The sequence below is a fragment of the Streptomyces tibetensis genome, from assembly GCF_040647715.1.
Classification (GTDB): Bacteria; Actinomycetota; Actinomycetes; order Streptomycetales; family Streptomycetaceae; genus Streptomyces; species Streptomyces tibetensis_A.
This window is the reverse complement of record NZ_JBEZCR010000017.1, coordinates 75,235-95,788: the sequence shown is the minus strand read 5'-3', so window position 1 is coordinate 95,788 and position 20,554 is coordinate 75,235. Positions and strand designations below refer to the sequence as shown.

The following is a 20,554-nucleotide window of genomic DNA, read 5'->3' as shown; positions in this document are numbered from 1 at the left end:
GGCCGGCTGACACCGCCGGCCCCGCCCGTCGCCCGAAGGAGGTGTGGGTCCCCGCCGTCCCCGCACGGCGGCGCGCCCGATCCGCATGAGCGAATCTTCTGCACAGCCCGGCCTCGACGCCGCCCGTCTGCACTGCCGGTCGCTGGAGGAGGCCCTCGGCCGGTTCCGGGAGAACGGCCTGGGCCGGATCGCGGACTGGGGCGGCCGCCTCGCCGACGTCCTCGGCGGCGGTGGCCGGCTCCTCGCCGCCGGCAACGGCGGCAGCGCCGCCCAGGCCCAGCACCTCACCGCCGAACTGGTCGGCCGTTACCGCCGGGAGCGCCGCGCCTACTCCGCGATCGCCCTGCACGCCGAGACCTCCAGCGTGACCGCCATCGGGAACGACTACGGCTTCGACCACGTGTACGCCCGTCAGGTCACCGCCCACGGTCGCCCCGGGGACGTCCTGATGCTGCTGTCCACCTCGGGGCGCAGCGGCAACCTCATAGCGGCCGCCGTGACCGCCCGCCAGGCCGGACTGCGCGTCTGGGCGCTCACCGGGCGCGGCCCGAACCCCCTGGCGGAAGCCGCCCACGAGGCGCTGTGCATCGACGCGGACACCACCGCCAACGTCCAGGAGACCCACCTCGTCGCCGTCCACCTGCTCTGCGAGTGCTTCGACACGGCCGTGGCCACGCCCCTCGCGTCGCGCGCGGTCCTGACCCACGGGGGTACGCCATGACCCGGACCGGACCACGCCCCCTCGTCGTGGTCGGGGACGTTCTCCTCGACGAGGACATCGAAGGCGTCTCCACCCGCCTCGCCCCCGACGCCCCCGCTCCCGTCGTCGACGTCACCGGCGACCGCCGCCACCCCGGCGGGGCCGGGCTGGCCGCCGCCCTCGCCGCCCGTGGCGGCAGGGACGTGGTCCTGGTGACCGCGCTCGGCGACGACGAGGCCAGTGAGGCGGTACGCCGCGGGCTGCACGGCCGGGTCCGGATCCTGGAGATCCCGCTGGACGGCACCCTGCCGGTCAAGACCCGCGTCCTCGCGGGCGGCCGGCCGGTCGTCCGCATCGACCGGGGCGGCGGCACCCCGGGCGAGCCCGACGAGGCGGTCCGGGAGGCGCTGGCCGGCGCGCACGCCGTCCTGGTCGCCGATTACGGCCGGCACACCGCGGGCGCCCTGCGACCGCTCCTGGAGGACGCCGCACGCCGCACGCCCCTGGTGTGGGACCCCCACCCCACGGGCGACCCGCCGGTGCCCGGAGCACGCCTGGTCACCCCCAACGCGGCGGAGGCACGGGCCCTGGACCCCGGCTCCGGGGGGACCTCGCTGGGCGCGTACGCCGAGCGGGCGGCCCGGCTCGCCCAGCGCTGGCGTGCCGCCGGGGTGGCCGTCACCCTCGGCGAGCGAGGAGTACTGCTGGCCCGGCCCGGGCCCGGCACTCCGATGCTGGTCCCGGTGCCCTACCGGGCCGCCGGGGACCCCTGCGGTGCGGGTGACTGCTTCGCCGCCACGGCGGCGGCCGCCCTGGCCGACGGTCTGCTCCCCGAGGAGGCGGTGCAGCGTGCCGTCGCGGAGGCGGCCGCGTTCGTCGCGGCAGGCGGTGCGGGCAATCCCGGCCTGTGGCGGACCGAGCCCGCGCCGGGCGCCGCCGACGAGCCCGCGACCGACGCGTTCGGGCTCGCCGAGCGGGTCAGGGCCCGCGGTGGCACCGTCGTCGCCACCGGCGGCTGCTTCGACCTGGTGCACGCCGGTCACGTCGGGCTGCTGGAGAGCGCCCGGCGCATCGGCGACTGCCTCATCGTGTGCCTGAACTCCGACGCGTCCGTCGCGCGCCGCAAGGGGCCGGGGCGCCCGCTCAACCCGGCGGCGGACCGGGCCCGCGTTCTCGCCGCGCTCGGCAGTGTCGACGCCGTCGTGGTCTTCGAGGAGGACACGCCGGAGGCGGTACTGGCCCGGCTGCGGCCGGACGTCTGGGTCAAGGGCGGCGACTACTCCGTCCAGGACCTGCCCGAGGCGACGGTGCTCCGCACCTGGGGCGGGCAGGCGGTGGTCCTGCCCTACCTCGACGGCCGCTCCACGACCCTGCTGGCCCGGCGGGCGGCGGAGGCGGTGTTGCGGACGTGAGACGCACGCGGGGGCAGCACGCTGCGCGGACCACACGTCGCGAACGGCCCTCGAACAGCGCTCTTCAGGGCGCCGGGCTCGGTGCCGGTCGGCCTCGGTGGGGAGGGAACTCGCTCGGGCCCCCAAGGTCGGAGCCGGTCGGCCTGGTGGGTACGGGTCCCCGTTCAGGCCGCCGGGCTCAGTGCCGGTCGGCTCGGGGCGTCGTGCTCCCCCTTGCGCAGGAGGACCGGTGCCGGGGCCCGGCGCCGGCGCAGCAGGGAGCCCGCCCCGATCGCGCCGGCGATGAGCAGTCCGCCGGTGACGAGGGCGCCGCGTGGCCCGGCCAGTTCCATGAGGAGGCCCAGCGCGGGAGGGCCGCCCAGGCCCCACACCGTGCCGATGCTGCCCCACACACCCAGCACCCGTCCCCGCAGGTGCGGGGGCGGGTCGGTCTGGAGAACGGCCGTGCCGGCGGTGTCGGAGACGGACTCCACCACGGCCATCGGCAGGACCAGCGCGATCAGCACCGCCAGCGACGGTGACAGCCCCGCCACCACCTGCAGCAGCGCCCCCGCTGCCGCCAGGGCGCCCACCAGCCGCACGGACGGCCGGCGCAGCCGGGCGCCGAGCACCGCGCCGAGGATGCCGCCGACCGCGAGCACGGTCGAGACCGTGCCGAACGAACCGGCGCCACCGGCGAGCGGCCCGGTGACGAGCACCGCCAGGGTGAGCCCGTAGTTACGGCCGAACACGGAGCTGATGCCGGTCACACCCGCCAGCGCCACGAGGCGTGGCCGCCGCACGAAGTAGGCCAGCCCCTCCCGGACGGTCAGGTCGGGACCGGTGTCCTCGACAGCCCGGGCGTCCTGCCGCACCGCACCGGCCGCCGGACGCAGGAACGGGATGACCGAGGCCACGAACAGGAACGACAGCCCGTTGCCGAAGTACGCGGCGGACGTGCCGAGGAACCCGACCGCCACACCGGCCAGGGCCGCCCCCACCAGCCGGCCGGCCTGGTGCACCAAGGCCCCCACCCCGATGGCCGAGGGCACGTCCTCGGCCGGCACGAGGTCGTTGCCCAGCAGCGCGCACGCGGGGTTGTCGACGGTCGCGACGACACCCGTGAGGGCGGCCAGCACCATCAGCGAGGTCATGTCGATGAGGTCCAGCGCCACGAGGACCGCCGTGGTGAACGCGATCGCGCCGAGCACGGCCTGGCTCACGGCCGCCGTCAGCTTGCGGGGCCACCGGTCGACGGCGGCCCCGCCGAGCACGCTGATCAGCAGCGCCGGAGCGGCCTGCACGGACATGGACAGCCCCGTCGCGGCGGCGGACCCGGTGATCTGCAGGACCAGCAGGTTCTGCACGGTGAGCTGCATCCACGTACCGGCGTTCGACACGAAGTTCGCGACGGACCACCAGCGCATGCTGCGGTACCGCAGCGACCGCCACGGCGAGCGGGAAGCGGGCAGGGCAGGGGAGGGGGAGGGAGAGGAAGGCACAGTGCGGTACTCGAAGACGAGTCGGAGGACTCACAGGAGGGCGACGAGGAGCGCGTCACACCGGCGGCGCTGCTCGGTGGATCCCCTCGACGGGTACGGCGCGGACCATCGTGGCAGAGCGGACCGGAGAAGCGGTTCCACCTGCCCTTGATCCACCCTCTCCCGCCCTCCAAACGCCGTACCTTGCACGGGCCTTGAGACCACAGTGGGGTTGATCACACGGGGTGACCACGCGGCGGTCGATCACCGGCACGAGGAAGCGGGGCCCGTCACCTGAAGTGACGAGCCCCGCCCGGCGGGGTGATCCGGCCTACTCGGACTTGCCCCGGCCGCTCAGTGCGTCCCGCAGCCGGTCCACCATCCCTGTGCCCGGAGCCAGGAGCTTGTTGGCCGGTGGCTTGTCGGGGGCTGCCGGGTGAGGCCGGGTCGGGGCGGTCTTCTTGGCCTTGCGCACCTTGTCGCCCAGCTCGTTGAGCGTGTCCATCGGACAGGCCTGCCGCAGCCGCGGGAAGAGGTTGCCCTCCTCGTCGGCGATGTGCGAGCGGATCTCGCTCATCAGCATGCCCACCAGCCGGTCGAACTCGGCGTCACCGGGGTCGCAGCCCTCCAGATCCTTCATGATCTGCTCGGCCGTGGCGTGATCCTGCAGTTCCTGATCGGCGAGGGCGTCCCCGCCAGCCACGTGCTCGCGTACGGCGGGGTAGAGGTAGGCCTCCTCGGCCACCGAGTGCCGTACGAGCTCCATCGTCACCTGGTCGGCGTACATCTTGCGGTCCTGGTGGCCGGACGGCAGTGCCTCGATCTTGCCGAACATCTCCTCGACTTCGCGGTGATCGGTCACCAGCTCATCGATGACGCTTCCTCCGTGTCCCATCTCCTTCACCTCCAGCGCTCGGGTCCCCCGGGCCCCGGGGGGGTAACGTGTGGTCCGCCGGGTGTGCCGCGCAGGCGGCTCAGACGGGGAGCTTGGCCCGGACCCGCCCGACGGCGCCGGCCGGCCGTGCGGTGGCGCGCACGGAGCGGCGCACCAGGCCCGCATCGCGCCGCAGGCCCCGGGCGGCGTGGCTACCGCGCCACACCACCGAGGGACGGGCCCCGGTGTCGTCGGCGGCGATCAGCAGTCCACCGAGCATGGACATGTTCTTGAAGAAGTGGATGCGCTGCTGTGCCCGCTCCTCGGGGTCCTGAGCCTCCCAGAAGCGGTGTCCCGCCAGGGTGGTCGGCACCAGGGTGGCGGCGATGGCCAGCGCGGCCGGACGCGGCACGCGCCCCGTGGCCAGCATCAGCCCCGCAGCGACCTGTACGGCACCGCTGAGCCGCACGACCTGCTCGGTGCGGTCCGGCAGGGCGGGGACGCGCTCGGTGACCGGTTGGACGACAGGCTCGGCGGCGTCGGCGACCTGCTTGGGGTCGCGGACGGAGTTCATGCCGCCCGCGAGGAACATCGAGGCCAGCAAGGGGCGGCCGAGCACACGCAACAGACTCATGGCCCTCTCCAGAGAGTCGGTGGGTACAGCGTTCGCCGGGTTCCCCACCCGGAGCCGAACCACTCACACCGCCCGGTGCCGCGCCCACGCCTCCTCGCGCAAAGCGCTGGACAGCAGGACGTCGGCGGCGGTGCACGCGAGGGCCGAGGTCGCGGCGATCAGCACCTCACGGGCCCGTGGTGAAGCGGCCGCCTCGTCGAACTCCGGGGTGTGGTCGGAGCCGTCCTCGCCCGTGATCGCGACGAACGGGTGGATGGCGGGGACCCGTGCGCTGACGTTGCCGATGTCGGACGACCCCAGGTACACGCCGGGCGTGGGTGGTGACAACCCGATGCCCGCCGGGGCGAGATGCGCGGCGAACCGCTCGGAGTGCACGTCGCTGTCCCGGAAGTGCTCGTAGCGCACCGTGGCCCGCTGCACCTCGACGGTGGTGCCGGTGGCCAGAGCCACCCCTTCGGCGCACGCCCGCAGCCGCTCCGTCAGGTCCTCCAGCGCCGCCGTCGTGGCCGCGCGCAGACCGAACAGTCCTTCGGCGTACTCCGGGACGATGTTCGTGGCCGTCCGCCGTGCGTGACGATGCCCATCAGCCCGTACCCGCCGGGCGTCCCCGTGGTGGCCCCCGGCGAGGTCATCACCGACGCGGTGCTGGACTACCTGCGCAGCGGCGCGGAGCGCGGCGTCCTGATCCCGGACACGGTCGATTCCTCCGTGCGCACCCTGCGGGTCGTGGCCCGCGCCGACCAGCCGTGACGTTGCGGCGGCAACTGCCGAAAGCCAAGTAATTCATGCGCGAGATGTTGAAGAAGTGACGCAAATAAACGTCTGCGTCAGTTGGCATGATTTGTCCCCATCAGGTGCACTAGAGGGGAAGCATCCACTTCAGCAAAGGAGATGGTGCAATGACTGCCACGGAGAAGATCACCAAGGACCTGACAGGCATCCAGAGTGCCGACATCGAGGCCGCGCTCGACCCGGCAGAAGCCGACGGCATCTACCGCGACAGCCGCGAGTGCGCCGCGCTCGCGCTGTTCAAGGGCGGCTTCGGCCTGCTCCTGTCGCCGCCCACCCCGCGCCCCAAGAAGGGCTAGTGGACCGACAGGAGTAGAAGATGGAGCAGTCAGGCACTTCGTCCCTCTTGCAGGGCGCGGTGCAGGACCTGGCTTCCGCTGTGGTCTCCGCTCTCCGGAGCGGAGACCACACTCGTGCGGCCGCCCCCGAGCGGGCCGGCGCGGAAGCGCAGGACCTCACCCTCGCGGCCGTACGCGTGCTGGGAGCCGACGCGTTGCTGCCGAGCACCCTTCTGCGCACCCCGCCCCTGCCCGGTGAACTCGCCGTATTCCGCGAGGCCGTGGAGGCCTACCCGCCCGGAGCCGACGCCGCACCCACCGTCCGGTGGAGCCACTGGGCCATGCGGGACACGCTGCGGCGGCTCGACCCGGGCCACGCCGACGCCCCGCACCAGGAGCCCGACGCTGCCTGGCTCGAGGGCGCGACCTGGCAACTCCTGACGCACCAGCTGGCGGTACTGGCCGCCGTCGCCGTGCCGGGGGAGGACTGCGCGGTGGCCCGCGCGGCACGGCAGCGTCCGGTCGACGTCGCCCGGGGCTTCGTGCGCGCGGTACGCCGCAGGGACTGGCGGCAGGCCGCCGGCGCCGGACGCTGGCTGACCCTCCTGGAGGGCGTACCGCAGACGCTGGGACTCGACAACGGCCTGGACTTCGTGGAGCTGATGGGTGGTCAGGACCCGCTCGTGGCACTGCACGTGAGTGCGGCACGGCTGACGCGGACGGGAGCGTTCGTGTGAGGGACGCACGGGGGACCCGGCGGGTGGCGGAGGACGCGCTGGCATGGATCTCGGCGCAGCGCGCGCAGTTCGCGCTGGGCGAGGACGCGCTGGCCGCCGACGGGCAGGTGAACCGCAGCTGGAAGCCGCTCGGGGAACTGGCGCAGGTGTGCGCGACCGTGTGCCGGCACACCGCGCCCCCGGATCCGGTCCACGCCTGCGCGGCCGACCTGATGGCCTTCGCCTGGCAGGAGACCGGCCGGGGCGAGCTCTTCCTGCGTCTGCAGCGGCTGGAGCCCTTCGCCACCTACCCCTTGGAGGTGTACGCCGCCATGGCCGCGGCGGGCCTGCGCCACCGGGGCTACGAGGAATCCGCCGCCACCGTGGCCCGCACCCGCGGCTGGCAGCTCACCGAGCAGGAGCCCACCCGGCGGCTCGGCGTCCTGAACGCCGAGGGCCGCAGCGGCATCCGGCAGTCCGACGCGCTCCCGCAGGCCCTGCGGCGCACCTGGCTGGCCGGGCTGCCCGAGCCGTGGACCTTCGAGCAGTCCTCCGGCTACTCCCTCACCCATGTGGTCTTCCACCTCACGGACTGGGGACGAGCCGGGCCTGCAGGGCTCCCACCCGACCTCGCCGGCTACCTGGCCGACTGGCTGCCGCCCTGGCTCGACACCTGTCTGGACGCCGGGATGTGGGACCTGGGCTGCGAGTTGCTGGCCGTGGCGGCGAGCCTGCCCCTGCTGCCCGAACCCGCCGTCCTGCACGACGCCTGGGCGCGGATCGCGGCGGTGCAGCACCCTCTCGGCGCGGTCCCGGAGCAGGGGAGCGGAGCGGACCACGACAGCAGCCCGGACTTCCTCTCCCACTACCACCCCACCCTCATGGCGGCCTTCGCGGCGACCCTGACCACCCGGCGGCTCGAGGACGGAGCCCGGGCAGCCACGCACCACCGGCCCGGCGGACAAGGAGTGCTGGGATGACCGACACCCGCCTGATCCACAACGTCGGCGTGGGCGCCCTGGAATGGCTGTGGGCCCACCGTGACGGATTCGAGCTGGAACCCGATGTCGACCCCGAGATCGGCTTCCTGGAGCGCTTCAAACCCATCGGCGAACTGGCCATGATCTGCAAGGTGCTGTTCCGCGAGGGTGTCGCGGGGTCGCGCCAGGCGCAGCTGGCCCGGCAGCTCCTCGACCACGCCTGGCGCGAGACACTCGACGGCGGCCGCATGCTGGTGCGCGGACAACTCACGGAACCCATGTCCCCCATCCCCTTCGAGGTGTACCTGCCCTTCAAGGAACTCGGCTACAGCCAGCCGGAGGTGGAGCGGGCTGCCGTCCTGAACCACCGGATCGACAGCTGGGCGGCCTTCGAGGCGGCCCCCACCCGGCGGCTCGGCCTCTCCGCGTTCCAGCGCCGGTTCGGTCTCGAGCCCCGGCCGCCGGAGGCCGAAGTGCGGGACACGACCTGGCTGGCCCGTACCCCCGAGCCGTGGACGGTGGAGGGGCACATCGCCTACGACGTCACGCACAACGTGTTCCACCTGACCGACTGGGGGGAGAGGCCGGACGGTCTGCCGCCCGCCACCGCCGACTACCTGGCGACCTGGCTGCCGGTCTGGATCGACGACTGGCTGGACCTGGAACGCTGGGACCTGCTCGGCGAACTGCTCGTGGTCGACGCCTGCCTGCCCCGTCCGACCCTGGACGAACGGGCCTGGCGGGGCTTCGCGGCGGCGCAGCAGCCCGACGGCGCCATGCCCGCCTTGCGGACGATGCCCGAGGGCCCGCCGGACCAGGTGTTCGACATCGTCTACCACCCCACCCTGGTCGCCGCCTACGCCTCCGTACTGGCCACGTCCCGGTCCCTGTCCCTGCTGGCGCCCGCGTCATGACGTCCCGTCGGCACGCACCCTGGCCGGGCGGACCGCTCGGCGACGCCGCATCCACGGCGGACGGGTCGCCGGCCGCACACCACACGCAGACCGGCGAGGAACCGGACGCCTCGCGCGCCACCCCCGCGGGCCGGTCCCCTGCCGCGCACGACATGCCGTCGGACGGGTCCCGGCGCCCGCGCGCCGCGCTGACGACCGCGGGGCCCGCCCTGCGGGTCCTGACGCCGGAATCTCCCCCTGACGACGACGGCCCTGTCCGTGAGCGGCTCGCCGACGCCGTCACCGCCTCCGACGCCCCGCATGTGGTGTTCGCCCTCTCCCGGCACGGGCGCCGCAGCGTCGTCAGCGGCGGCACCGCTCCGACCCCGCCGCTCGCCCGCGAGAACCTGCGCTACGAGATCGGTTCGGCCACGAAGGCGTTCACCGGGCTGCTGCTGGCCCGGCTGATCGACAGCGGTCGGCTGACCGGTGGTGAACCGGCCGCCGCCCTCCTGGACGGGGGGCGATCGGCGGGTGCGAACCCGGTGACGCTCGCCCACCTGATCACCCACACCTCCGGACTGCCCGCCCTGCCGGCCGGATTCCTCCTCCGGGCCCTGCCCGCCTGGACCACCAACCCCTACGCCCGTTACCCGGAGGCCCGGGTCGTCGACGCCTTCCTGCGCCACCGGCCGCGCCACCGCCCCGGCACCCGGTGGCGCTACTCCAACTTCGGTGTCGCCGTACTCGGACACGCACTGGCCGCCGCGACCGGCACCCCGTGGGAGGACCTGCTCACCGACCAGATCCTGCGCCCCTTCGGCCTGGACGCCACGACCCTGCGCGCGGACGACTCCGGTCTCGACGCCCCCGGCCACGCACGGGACGGCGTGTCACCCGTGCCCGCCTTCGACGCCGGAGGCTTCCAGGCAGCGGGTGCCGTACGGGCCACGCCGCACGACCTGCTCACCTTCCTCGAGGCCCATCTGGACCCGACGGGTGTGTCATCGCACCTCGCCCCCGCCCTGCGGGCGGTGTGCCGCCCCGTACTGCGCAGGGGTATCGGGCACCGGCACGTCCACACCATCGCCTGGTTCCGTCACCCCACGGACGGCGGACCGATGTACTTCCACAGCGGCGCGACCCTCGGCCACCAGGCGTTCCTGGGGTTCCGCGCCGACACCGGCACCGCCCTGGCCGCGGTGTGCACCCGCCGCTTCCGGGCCCACGACCCGTTCCTGGCCACCGCGTACGCGCTGCTGGCGGAGGAGGAGTAGCGAGGCCCGTCCGGCGCCGGCACGGATCGTGCCGGCGCCGGACAGTTCTGACCCCTCGTCACACCCGCCGCCACAGGGCCGGCGTGCCGGTGGGCGCCCAAGCGCCCTGGGCCTGGTGGGTCTGCAGGCAGCGGTAGCGCACACCGGCGTGCAGCACGGTGGCACCGGCCTGGTAGACACGGCCCACCGCCCACGCCTGGGTGACGGTGCCCTGCGGGGGCGCCGATTCCACGGCGGCGGTCTTCAGGGTGAGGCCGAAGTCGCTGAGCAGCGCATTGATCGGCTGGTAGAACGTGGTGCCCCCGCTGCTGCAGTCGCCGGTACCGCCGGAGGTCACGCCCTGTGCCTGGACGCCCGCGACGAAGGGCCCGCCGGAGTCGCCCGGCTCGGCGCACACCGTCGTCCGGGTCAGCCCGTCCACCCTGCCCTGGGCGTAGCTGACGCTGGTGTCGTGCTGTTCGATGCTGCCGCAGTGCCACCCGGTGGTGGAGCCGGAGCGGCAGACGGCGGCCCCGACGAGCGCCTGGACCGAGCCGGTGATCTGCACCTTCTGGTCGCCCTCGGCCCTCACGTTCGCGGTGGTGCTCCACTGGTCGTTGACGGCGACCCACGACATGTCCTTGCCCGGGAACGTGGAGGCCTGGAACGTGCCCTGCGCCGTCCTGTCGAAGCCGGTGGTCGTGTCGCCCTTCTTGCCGCAGTGGCCCGCCGAGGCGAAGCCCTGCTGTTCGCCCTTGGTGACGGAGAAGCCGATCGAACACCGGGCCGCGTTGTTGATGTAGTAGGCGTCGCCGCCGGTGAGGTCCGCCAGGAGGCGTGGCCGGTCCGCCGTCACCTTGACGCCGACGCCCTTGCCGTCGAGGCCGGCCGCCTTGATCAACGCGGCGGCCGCGGCCTTGGTCCGGGCCTCCACGGTGACCCGGTTCGCGGGGACGTCGACGTACCACAGGTGCGTGTCGCCGGCGCCGACGCGGGCCGCCGCCCGGTCCAGCTTCCGCTGCGCGGCCGTCAGGTCGCGCAGTGCCTTCTTCACCACGGCCGCTTTGGCCCCCTGGGCCTTGATGGCGGGCACGTCCGCGGCCTTGGTGGTGGCCACCACGAGCTCCTGCGAGGTCGCGCCGCGCAGCCAGGCCCCCGCGAATCGGTTCCCCAGCGCATTGCGCAGCAGCCCCGCCCGGGTGCCCGCCTCCGCCTCGTTGATCAGCCGCCGGGAGGCCTGGGCCCGGGTCAGCCCGAGGTCGCGCTCCAGGGCGCGCAGCAGCGGAGCCGACGGCCGGTCGGCGCCGAGGGTGTGGGCGGTCGAGGGCGGCGAACCCGCGGGGGGTGCCGGTTCGGCCGCCACGGCGGACGGGAGCCCGGTGGCGAGCAGCGCCCCGAGCGCGGTCAGGGCCGCCCGGCGGCCGGTCGCGGCGTGTCTGTGGGCCATTCGATGTGTCTCCTTCGATCGCGTGGAACTGCCGGCGAGGCCGTACGCCTCGCCGGAGCGGCCCGGAAGTGATGTCCCGGGCAGCCCCGCTTCGTGCTGCGGCGCGGGGAAGGGCGCCATGCGCAGTACTGCGGACGCCCGGCGTGTCACATGGACTTCAGGCCGGGCGAACCCACCTCCGTGACGAAGGACGCGGTCGTCGAGATGGTGCCCCCGGGCGTGTTGATGGCCGAGACGGTCCGGAAGTCGGCCTGGGCGTTCTCGCGGCCCAGCTCGACCCGGACGTAGCCGCGCCGGCCGTCGTAGTACTTCATGTGGGGGTTGGCCTTCATGAACGTGTCCCAGTTGTCGGGCTTGCTGGTGCCGTTCCCGCCGCTGGCGATGGAGGTGCAGGTCAACTCCGTGCCCAGCGTCCTGGACTGCGGGTCGTCGAAGTCGTCCTTGATGTCGAAGGCGTAGCCGACGTGGACATCGCCCGTGAGGACCATCCAGTTGTCGATGCCGGCGGCTTTCGCGCCCGCCACGACCCGGTCGCGGGAGGCCCGGTAGCCGTCCCAGGCGTCCATGGAGACCCGGGCCGGCTCGGTCAGGTCGAACTTGCGCTGGGAGAAGCACACCTGTTGGGGCATCACGTTCCACAGCGCGCCGGAGTCGCGCCAGCCGTCCAGGAGCCAGCGCTCCTGCGCGGCGCCCGTGAGCGTGCGGGCGGGATCGTCCGACTCGCTGCCCGGCGCGTGCGGCCGGTCGGCGTAGGCCTGGTCGGAGCGGTACTGGCGGGTGTCGAGGATGTCGAACTGGGCGAGCGACCCCCAGGTCAGCCGGCGGTACAGCCGGGCGTCGGGGCCCTGCGGCAGCTGCTCGGCACGCAGCGGCTGGTTCTCCCAGTAGGCCCGGTAGGCGGCGGCACGCCGCACCAGGAACTGCTCCTGAGGGCTGCCGTTCTCGTCGAGGCCGCCCGCGTAGTTGTTCTCCGTCTCGTGGTCGTCCCAGGTGACGAGGAACGGGTGCCGGGCGTGCGCGGCGATCAGGTCCGGGTCGCTCTTGTAGAGCGCGTAGCGCAGCCGGTAGTCCGCCAGGGTGGTCGTCTCACGGTTGAACACGTCGGGCAGTTTGCGGTCGGTGTAGCGACGGGCCCCGCCGACGGAGTCGACCGGGTACTCGTACAGGTAGTCGCCGAGGTGGAACACCACGTCGACGTCCTCCTGCGCCAGATGGCGAAAGGCCGTGTAGTAGCCGTCCTGGTAGGCCTGGCAGGCCACGGCGGCCAGACGCATGGCCGCGGTGTCCGTGCCCGCGGCCGGCGCGGTACGGGTCCGGCCGGTGGGGCTGATCCAGCTGCCCACACGGAACCGGTAGTAGTAGTGGCTGTCCGGCGTCAGGCCCTTGACGTCGACGTGCACACTGTGGGCGTACTCGGGATGGGCCGTGGCGGTGCCCTCCTGCGCGACGATCGCGAACCACTCGTCCAGGGCGACTTCCCAGGAGACGACGACCCGCTCCTGACCCAGGCCGCCGTCCTCGGCGAACGGCTCGGGGGCCAGCCGGGTCCAGATCAGTACCGAGTCGGGCAGCGGGTCGCCGGAGGCCACACCCAGGGTGAACGGGTCGTCGGACACCCGGGCGGCGTCGAGTTCGGGAGCGGCGGCGGCACCGCGAGCCGGCCGGTTGGTGGCGAAGGCGAGCATCGCCGCCGCCGCGGTGACCGTCAGGAACCGGCGGCGGGCGACGTGCGGTGCGGCGATGCGCAGCACGTCGTCGTGCGGGGAGAAAGCATGCTCGGACGGTGCTCTTCGACGGCCCGTCAGCGCCATCTGGTGTCCTCTCGTACGGGGCGGTCGCGCTCCCGTGCGGATGCAGGGGGACATCGTCGGCGTGCGGAGCGCGGAGCTCGCATGCTAAGCAGACAAAATGCCTTGAACGGGCACGACGTGCGGGGGGTTCACACCACAGGCGGTACACCGGCCGGGGCGGTGCACGAGGGCGGTGGGCGACAAAAGTGCCGCCCGGCGATACGCGGGCGGCACGAGAGCGGCAAGCGGGGCGATCGGCCCGGGGCGCACGGAGGGATCAAGCGAAGGCGTTTGCTGCGGTCGCGGATCACCTCCGCCTACGGGCCGGGAGCGACCGTTGAGCCGCTCCCGGCCCGAACCAGCTGCTGCACCGGCCCCTCACCGGCCAGGTGCTCAGCCGGCCTGCCGGGCGGCGGCGCCGGTCGCGGCGGGCTCGCGCGTCGGCAGGTGGTAGACGTGGAAGGCCCGTCCGATGACCGGCTGGGCGACGTTGCGCACCCGCACTCCGCCGCTCGTCATGCCGTGTTCCGTACCTGCGTGGGCGTGCCCGTGCACCGCGAGGTCGGCGCCGGCGGTGTCGATCGCCTCGGCCAGCAGGTAACTCCCCAGGAACGGGTAGATCTCCAGCGGCTCGCCCGCGAGGGTGTCCGCCACGGGGGAGTAGTGGGTCAGGGCGATCCGCGCGTCACAGCCGTCCTCGGCCAGTTGCTCCAGCGCGCTCCGCAGCCCGTCGGCGCTCCGCCGGGAGTACCGGACGAACTCCTTCATGACCGGCTCGCCGAACTCCCCGGCGCAGCGGCCGACGAAACCGCCCCCGAACCCCTTGGTCCCGGCGACGCCGATCCGCGCCCCGCCGCTCTCCACGACCGTCGCCCGTCCCTCCAGGACATGGACCCCGGCGTCCTGGAGGATGGCCGTGACCTCGTCCGGACGATCGTCGTGGTGGTCGTGGTTGCCGAGGACCGCGACGACCGGAACGGCCAGGTCCTGGACCTCCCGGGCGACCACCCGCATCTCCTCGGGCGTGCCGTGCCGGGTCAGGTCCCCGGCCAGCAGCAGGAGGTCGGCGCACTCGGGCAGGGTCTCGAAGGCGGGGCGGAGCACGCCCTGGCTGTCAGGCCCCATGTGGATGTCTCCGACGGCTGCGACGCGGATCATGAGAGCTCCTCCGCGTGGTCGGGGGAGGACGCCTCGGTGACCACGAGGTCGCTGTGCACGGGGAATCCGGCGAGCTCCTCGTGGACGGTGCGCACGATCTCGTCGCGGCAGGGCGCGGAGGGCACGGTGCCGGTGAGCAGCACCGTCCGGCCGCGGGCCTCGACCCGTACGCCCAGTTCACCGAGATCGCCGGAGGCGAGGCGGTCCTGGAGGTGGGCGATGCGGTAGTCCAGGTTCTCGGCGGGCGGCCCGCCGCCCGCGTCCTGGGAACCGTGGGTGCTCATGGGTGCTCCTTCAGATGACGTTCAGGCGCTCCAGGAGGAAGAAGAAGGCCGCGGGCATGGGTTCGTCCCCGCACTCGCGCCGGACCTTCTCCCAGTCGACCTTCTCCCGCAGGGCGCGAGCGATGGGCAGGGCCGCCCCGAAGTCGCAGTGGTGCTCCGAGAACGCGGCGGTCAGACTCCACAGCAGATCGGTCGGGGCCAGCACGGGCATGCGCACCGAGTCGACCGACAGCTCCTGCGCCCGCTCCAGCATGTCGGCGCCGACCGGCCGGTGTGCCAGCTCGAAGATGATGTCGACCGGCTGGCCGAAGCACGTGGCCTTGATCAGCCAGTCCTCCGGCGGGGTGTACACTGTCAGCCCCGCCTCGTGAAGCGTGGCCGCCACCGCTTCCGCGTCCTCGGGGCGGATCGCGAAGTCGACGTCGTGCTGCAGGTTCTTCTCGCCGCCGTGGGCGTACGCGGCCACACTCCCGGCCAGCGCGAACAGATGCCCCTCGCGTTTCAGCAGCGCGCCGACCTGTTTGGCCGCCTCCAGGAGGGCCTGGTTGCGGTCCTGGGGCAGTTCCTGCAGCGGCTGGTCCGCCTGCGGATCCTGTGGTGGCGCGGGCTCGGCACCGTTCGGTGCCGTCCGGAGGTCGGGGATCCCCGGTCGCCGGACGAGCGTCGCGTCATCACCGTTCTGCGTCATGACCACTCCTTCGCCGAACCGGACACTCCGCTCCCGTGCGGTGTCCGGACCCGAGACGGCCTGCGTGCCTGCATTGAGTACCCGGCGCTCCCGGCCCGACACGGACGGCTTCCACGCGCCTTCCCCCGGCCCGCCGCCGCGCAGGATCCGGACACCCCGGCCGAACAAGACAAGCGCATAAACCGCTAAAGGCGGAATATGGGGCAAAAGGCTGGGAAACCGGATCACGCCGCCGAACAACGCGCTTGTGGAGGTCGACATGAACCAGGAGACGTCACGTTCGTCGGATCTTCCGCAGCCGTTGCGGGTCGTGGCCTCGGGCCTCCGGCACCTCCCGGGCGCCGAGCAGGTGGGCAGGGCGACCACGGGCGCGCTGGACAGGATCGGCGCCGTCTCGCCGCGCGGCCGCCGGATGGCCGTCTACGCCGGCGCCGGGGTGCTCGGCGTGACCGGACTCGTGGAGTGGCCGGTGGCGGTGACCGGAGCAGCCGTCGCCTGGCTGACCCGCCCGCGGCCCGAGCACCGGCCCGACGGCGCGTCACCGAACGCCGGTACGCAGACCGGCAGCAGCGGCGACCACCGCTCCGCCCGGGCCGGCGGGGACGACGAGGACACCTCCGCGTACGGCCCCGGCGGCCGGCTCGCCGCCTCCCACTACCGGTACGACCGGCCGGAACAGCACGTCCACGAACAGCCCGCCAAGGTCGGCGACACCGCCACCGCCTCCGCGCTGAAGCAGGTCGCCGAGGCCACCGCGCACCACGACGACGAGCAGTCGCACGGGCACGCACACCACAGCCGCCCCTGAGTCGGGACAGCAGCAGATGCTCACACGCTTCGACGTCACCCCGCTCGTCGGGGCCGTGGCCGGCGCGGCCGCAGGCGCCGCCCGCAGCACCGCCCAGTCGGTGACGTCCGTCTACGACACCACCCGCCGCGTCCGCAACGTCGCGCGCAACGCCCTGACCGGCGGACAGCACTGGAAGGCCGGGCAGCGCCTCCACCTCGCGCTGCGGCACTCCGACGGCGATCCCGGAGCGCTCGCCCGCAAAGTCGCCCGGGAACTCGTCGAGCACCCGGACGTCCTGTCGGCGTACTGGGACGGGGGACTGGGCCGCCTGGTGGTCACCGTCGCCGAGGACGCCGCAACCGACCGCGTCACCGAACGGGCCACCGCCCTCGCCACCCGCATGGGCCTCGCCGAGGGCGTCGACCCGAACATCCGGGACACCAGCCACCCCGGCGACCCCGCCGAGGTACGCGTCACCGCAGCCGCGATCCTGCTGGACGCCGCCGGCGCGGCCGGTGCCCTGGCCGGCCGGTCCCTGCGGCTGCCGCCCACCTCGCGCGTCGTCACCGCCACCGTCACGCTGCTGCGCGAGAACCCCCGCTTCCGGGCCCTGCTCCGGCAGCGGTTCGGCACATCCGGCATGGAACTCGTCCTCGCCGCCGCCAACGCCGCCGCCCACGGCATCGGCCAGACCCCGCTGGCCCTCGTTCTCGACGGCATCCTGCGCGGCAATCAGCTCACGGAGTCCGTGGCCAGGGCCGCCGCCTTCGAGACACTGCACGACGACGTCTGCCACCACCGGCGCACCAGCGTGTCCTGCCCCGCGGACGCCCGGCCGCCGCTCAAGGTCACCCCCGCCGCCGCGTACGCCTCCCACGCCAGCACGGGCAGCATCGCCGGCGCCGCCGCCACCCTCCTCGTCACGCACAGCGCCAGGGACGCCGCCGAAGCCGTCCTCGCCGGGTCCCCCAAGGCGGCCCGCTACGGACCCGCCGCCTTCGGCGCGACCCTCGGCACCTTCCTCGCGCACGCCGGGATCCTGCTGCGCAACGGAGAGCGCCTGCGGCAGCTGGAGATCGCCGACGCCCTCGTCCTGCACGCCGACGCCCTGCGCAGCCTGCCCCAGGACAGCACCGACGACGGCCTGCCCGACGACCCGGTCCACCCCTTCGCCGAGGCCGTCCTGGACGCCGCCCGCCGGGCCGGACTGCACGTCGTGATCGCGGGCGGCTCGGACCTGAAGGACATCACCCGGCTCGCCGACGAGGTCGCCCCGAGCGCCAAGCCGTTCGGGGACGTCGTACGGGCCCTGCAGGCCGAGGGGCGCGTGGTCGTGACCGTCGCCCGCCTCCACGAGTCCGGCCAGGGGCACCTCGCGGCCGGCCTTCCCGCCGGTGACGTGGCCATCGCCCTCACCGACGGACGGTCAGCCGTCTCCTGGGGCGTCGACGTGCTGGCCCCCAGAGGCCTCGCCGATGTCTGGCGGCTGCTCACGGCGATTCCCGCGGCCCGGCGCGTCGGGCGCCGGTCGCAGACCCTGGCCCGCGCCGGCGCGGCCCTGTCCGGGCTCCTGGTCGCGCGCGGCGGCCGGCCCCCGGGCCGCCGCCTCCTGTGGCCCCTCACCCGGCACGCCCCCGTCAACATCGCCGCCGCGGGCGCCCTGAGCACCGGCTGGTTCGAAGCCGTCCGCGTCGCCCGGGCCACTCCGCCCCCGCCCCGGCTGCACATCCCCTGGCACGCCCTGGAACCTCACGAGGCCCGGGACCGGCTGGGGCGCACCGACCGCGACGGTGAGCCCCGCGGACTGGCCCTGCTCGCCGACCGCTCGAAGCAGCAGGCCGCCCGCATGACCCGGCACCCGGCCCTCACCCCCGCCCGCTGGACGTGGCAGGCGGCCGGTGCCGTACGCCGCGAACTCGACGACCCGCTGACCCCCGTCCTCGCCACGGGCGCCGTCGCCTCGGCGCTGCTCGGCTCGGTCGTCGACGCGCTGCTCGTCGTCGGCGCCATGGACCTCAACGCCGTGACCGGCGGGCTCCAGCGGCTGCGCGCCGAACAGGCCCTGGCCCGGCTCGCCGCCCGGCAGCAGCCCAAGGCCCGCAAGCAGGACAGCCGCCACCGCACGGTCACCGTCGACGCCGCCCGGCTGCGGCCCGGCGACGAGATCAGCCTCGACGCCGGCGACGTCGTACCCGCCGACGCCCGGCTGCTGGACGTCGACGGCCTGGAGGTCGACGAGTCGGCGCTCACCGGCGAGTCCCTGCCCGTGAGCAAGGCGGTCGAGGCCACGCCCGGGCTCCCCGTGGCCCAGCGCACCTGCATGGTCTTCGAGGGCACCACGGTGGTGGCCGGGCGGGCCACCGCCCTCGTCGTCGACACCGGCGAGCAGACGGAGGCCGGCCGGGCCGTCACCCTCGCCGCCCGTACTCCGCCCCCCGCCGGCGTCCAGGCCCGGCTCCAGGAACTCACCCGCAAGGCCCTGCCCGTGACCTTCACCGGCGGCGCCGCCGTGACCGGCCTGTCCCTGCTGCGCGGCAGCCCCGTCCGGCGCGCCGTCAGCGGCGGCGTCGCGGTCGCCGTGGCAGCCGTCCCCGAAGGCCTGCCGCTCGTCGCCACCGTCGCGCAGATGGCGGCGGCCCGCCGGCTCTCCCGCCGCGGCGTTCTGGTCCGCACCCCGCGCACCCTGGAGGCGCTCGGCCGGGTCGACACCGTCTGCTTCGACAAAACCGGCACCCTCACCGAGAACAAGCTGCGCCTGGTCCGTGTCGCCACCGCCGACGGCACCGTCCTCGCCACGGACGAGGAGCAGGCCGATCCGATCGTGCGGCTGGCCGCGCGCGCCTGCCCGCAGGAGGAGACGGGGCAGGGCCGCCGCGTCGCACACGCCACCGACGAGGCCGTCCTCGACGTGGCCCCGCCCGACCAGGGCTGGGCCCCCACCGGCGAGCTGCCCTTCGAGACCCGCCGGGGCTACGCCGCCGCCGTCGGTCGCGACGGCGACCCCGACATGGGCGAACTCCTCGTCGTCAAGGGCGCCCCCGAGACGATCCTGCCCGCCTGCCGGGACCTGCCCGGCCACGCCTCGGACACCGCCCACGAGCTCGCCGGGCAGGGACTGCGCGTCCTCGCCGTCGCCCGCCGAGCCTGCCGGGCCGACGACGCCGAGGCCGAACTCGACGCGCCGCTCGGGGACCTGGAGTTCAGCGGTTTCGTCGCCCTCGCCGACGTCCCGCGCGACACCTCGCACGCCCTGCTCGCGGAACTGCGCCGCTCCGGCATCCTGCCCGTCATGCTCACCGGCGACCACCCGGAGACCGCCCGCGCCATCGCGCTGCAACTGGGCTGGCCGGAGGAGACGGAGGCGGTGACCGGGGACGAACTCGTCGCCATGCAACGCCGCGAACGCGTCCGGGTCCTGCGGGGCGCCGGCGTCATCGCCCGGGTCGCACCCGAGCAGAAGCTGCACGTCGTGGAGGCCCTGCAACAGGCCGGGCGGGTCGTGGCGATGGCCGGTGACGGCGCCAACGACGCCGCCGCCATCCGCGCGGCCGACGTCGGCGTCGGCGTCGAGTCGCGCGGCTCGGCGGCCGCCCGCAACGCCGCCGACCTCGTGCTCACCACCGGCGACCTGTCCGTTCTCGTGGACGCGGTCACCGAGGGCCGCGCCCTGTGGCGCAGCGTCGCCGACGCGGTGAGCATCCTCATCGGCGGCAACGCCGGCGAGGTCGGCTTCAGCGTCCTGGGCACCCTGCTCGCCGGCGCCTCACCCCTGTCGACCCGTCAGCTGCTGCTGGTCAACCTGCTCACCGACATGTTCCCGGCCATGGCCGTGGCCGTTACGCCGAGCAGTGACCCCTCGACCGCGGAGCACGCCGCGACCGGCCCGATGGGCCTCGACGTCCTCGGCGCGCCCCTGCTGCGCTCCATCCGCCGCCGCGGCATCACCACCTGCTTCGGCGCGGTCGCGGCGTACCTCATCGGCCGCCTCACCCCCGGCACCGAACGCCGGTCCACCACCATGGCCCTGTGCGGTGTGGTCGGTGCCCAGCTCGTGCAGACCCTCTCCGGACGCCGCCACAGCACGCTGGTGTGGGTCACGGCCCTCGGCTCCGCAGCCGTCCTCGCCGCCCTCGTCCAGACCCCCGGGGTCAGCCACTTCTTCGGCTGCACCCCACTCGGGCCCGTGGCCTGGACCGGAGTCGCCCTGGCCATCGCCCTGTCGGCCCTGGCCCCCCGTCTCGAACGGCTTGGGGCCGTCCACACCCTCTACGACGCCGCGGCGCACCTCGCCCTGCGTCTCAACGACCTGAGCCGCCAGGCCCGGCAGCTCTTCCAGAGCGGGATCGCCGCCCCGGTGGCGTCGTAGCGCAGAACACGAAAGAGGCCGCCACCACGAGCTGTGGTG

The 20,554-nt window shown here is 74.1% G+C and carries 17 protein-coding genes and 2 pseudogenes; 10 read left to right on the top strand and 9 right to left on the bottom strand.

Annotation, left to right across the window (positions count from 1 at the left end; genetic code table 11):
- The first annotated feature begins 85 nt into the window (after positions 1-85).
- Both AB0B29_RS34390 and rfaE2 read left to right on the top strand, forming a co-directional pair.
- Positions 86-721, top strand: a complete 636-nt coding sequence (locus AB0B29_RS34390; protein WP_362246096.1) for a D-sedoheptulose-7-phosphate isomerase — start codon at positions 86-88, stop codon at positions 719-721.
- A complete protein-coding gene (gene rfaE2 / locus AB0B29_RS34385) occupies positions 718-2,112 on the top strand; it encodes a D-glycero-beta-D-manno-heptose 1-phosphate adenylyltransferase (RefSeq protein ID WP_362246094.1) in 1,395 nt (464 codons plus the stop codon). The genes AB0B29_RS34390 and rfaE2 overlap by 4 nt, the downstream gene beginning before the upstream one ends.
- A gap of 164 nt (positions 2,113-2,276) precedes the next feature.
- Here rfaE2 and AB0B29_RS34380 read toward each other — a convergent pair whose 3' ends face one another.
- From AB0B29_RS34380 to AB0B29_RS34365, 4 genes and pseudogenes are all read right to left on the bottom strand, one after another.
- Entirely contained in the window at positions 2,277-3,518 is a 1,242-nt protein-coding gene (locus AB0B29_RS34380; protein ID WP_362246092.1) for an MFS transporter, read from the bottom strand.
- A gap of 385 nt (positions 3,519-3,903) precedes the next feature.
- Positions 3,904-4,467, bottom strand: a complete 564-nt coding sequence (locus AB0B29_RS34375) for a hemerythrin domain-containing protein (RefSeq protein WP_362246090.1) — start codon at positions 4,465-4,467, stop codon at positions 3,904-3,906.
- 79 nt (positions 4,468-4,546) lie between these two features.
- The gene (locus tag AB0B29_RS34370) at positions 4,547-5,080 is read right to left on the bottom strand and encodes a DoxX family protein (RefSeq protein WP_362246088.1); all 534 of its coding nucleotides are present in this window, start codon (positions 5,078-5,080) and stop codon (positions 4,547-4,549) included.
- A 63-nt stretch (positions 5,081-5,143) separates the two neighbouring features.
- Positions 5,144-5,667, bottom strand: a pseudogene (locus AB0B29_RS34365) (amidohydrolase); the annotation flags it as partial.
- Between AB0B29_RS34365 and AB0B29_RS34360 the strand changes: the two are divergent.
- From AB0B29_RS34360 to AB0B29_RS34335, 6 genes and pseudogenes are all read left to right on the top strand, one after another.
- Positions 5,663-5,830 (top strand): annotated as a pseudogene (locus AB0B29_RS34360) (ornithine decarboxylase); the annotation flags it as partial. The pseudogenes AB0B29_RS34365 and AB0B29_RS34360 sit on opposite strands and share 5 nt — an antisense overlap.
- 149 nt (positions 5,831-5,979) lie before the next feature.
- Positions 5,980-6,168, top strand: coding sequence for a hypothetical protein (locus AB0B29_RS34355; protein ID WP_362246086.1), 189 nt, complete (start codon positions 5,980-5,982; stop codon positions 6,166-6,168).
- A 20-nt stretch (positions 6,169-6,188) separates the two neighbouring features.
- Positions 6,189-6,884: a hypothetical protein gene (locus tag AB0B29_RS34350; protein WP_362246084.1), complete on the top strand. Its 696-nt coding sequence runs from the start codon at positions 6,189-6,191 to the stop codon at positions 6,882-6,884.
- Entirely contained in the window at positions 6,881-7,843 is a 963-nt protein-coding gene (locus AB0B29_RS34345; protein ID WP_362246082.1) for a DUF6895 family protein, read from the top strand. The genes AB0B29_RS34350 and AB0B29_RS34345 overlap by 4 nt, the downstream gene beginning before the upstream one ends.
- Positions 7,840-8,757 carry a DUF6895 family protein gene (locus AB0B29_RS34340; RefSeq protein ID WP_362246080.1) on the top strand — a complete coding sequence of 306 codons (918 nt, stop codon included), beginning with the start codon at positions 7,840-7,842 and terminating at the stop codon, positions 8,755-8,757. Before AB0B29_RS34345 ends, AB0B29_RS34340 begins: the two co-directional genes overlap by 4 nt.
- Positions 8,754-10,013 (top strand): serine hydrolase domain-containing protein, encoded by a 1,260-nt coding sequence (locus tag AB0B29_RS34335; protein ID WP_362246078.1) that lies wholly within the window; start codon positions 8,754-8,756, stop codon positions 10,011-10,013. The genes AB0B29_RS34340 and AB0B29_RS34335 overlap by 4 nt, the downstream gene beginning before the upstream one ends.
- A gap of 58 nt (positions 10,014-10,071) precedes the next feature.
- On the opposite strand, the gene AB0B29_RS34330 is transcribed toward AB0B29_RS34335, so the two are convergent.
- From AB0B29_RS34330 to AB0B29_RS34310, 5 genes are all read right to left on the bottom strand, one after another.
- On the bottom strand, positions 10,072-11,439 hold the full coding sequence (locus tag AB0B29_RS34330; RefSeq protein ID WP_362246076.1) for an alpha-lytic protease prodomain-containing protein: 1,368 nt from the start codon (positions 11,437-11,439) through the stop codon (positions 10,072-10,074).
- Between the two features lie 146 nt (positions 11,440-11,585).
- Positions 11,586-13,250, bottom strand: a complete 1,665-nt coding sequence (locus AB0B29_RS34325; protein ID WP_362246074.1) for an alkaline phosphatase D family protein — start codon at positions 13,248-13,250, stop codon at positions 11,586-11,588.
- Between the two features lie 372 nt (positions 13,251-13,622).
- Entirely contained in the window at positions 13,623-14,387 is a 765-nt protein-coding gene (locus tag AB0B29_RS34320) for a metallophosphoesterase family protein (protein ID WP_362246072.1), read from the bottom strand.
- Complete coding sequence (locus AB0B29_RS34315; RefSeq protein ID WP_362246070.1) at positions 14,384-14,671, bottom strand: BON domain-containing protein; 288 nt, start codon at positions 14,669-14,671, stop codon at positions 14,384-14,386. Before AB0B29_RS34315 ends, AB0B29_RS34320 begins: the two co-directional genes overlap by 4 nt.
- Positions 14,672-14,681: 10 nt before the next feature.
- On the bottom strand, positions 14,682-15,359 hold the full coding sequence (locus AB0B29_RS34310; protein ID WP_053669472.1) for a nucleotidyltransferase family protein: 678 nt from the start codon (positions 15,357-15,359) through the stop codon (positions 14,682-14,684).
- A gap of 259 nt (positions 15,360-15,618) precedes the next feature.
- Between AB0B29_RS34310 and AB0B29_RS34305 the strand changes: the two genes are divergently transcribed.
- Together AB0B29_RS34305 and AB0B29_RS34300 are read left to right on the top strand one after the other, a co-directional pair.
- Entirely contained in the window at positions 15,619-16,167 is a 549-nt protein-coding gene (locus tag AB0B29_RS34305) for a hypothetical protein (protein ID WP_362246068.1), read from the top strand.
- Positions 16,168-16,183: 16 nt separating this feature from the next.
- Complete coding sequence (locus AB0B29_RS34300) at positions 16,184-20,515, top strand: cation-translocating P-type ATPase (RefSeq protein ID WP_362246066.1); 4,332 nt, start codon at positions 16,184-16,186, stop codon at positions 20,513-20,515.
- The last annotated feature ends 39 nt before the right edge of the window (positions 20,516-20,554 follow it).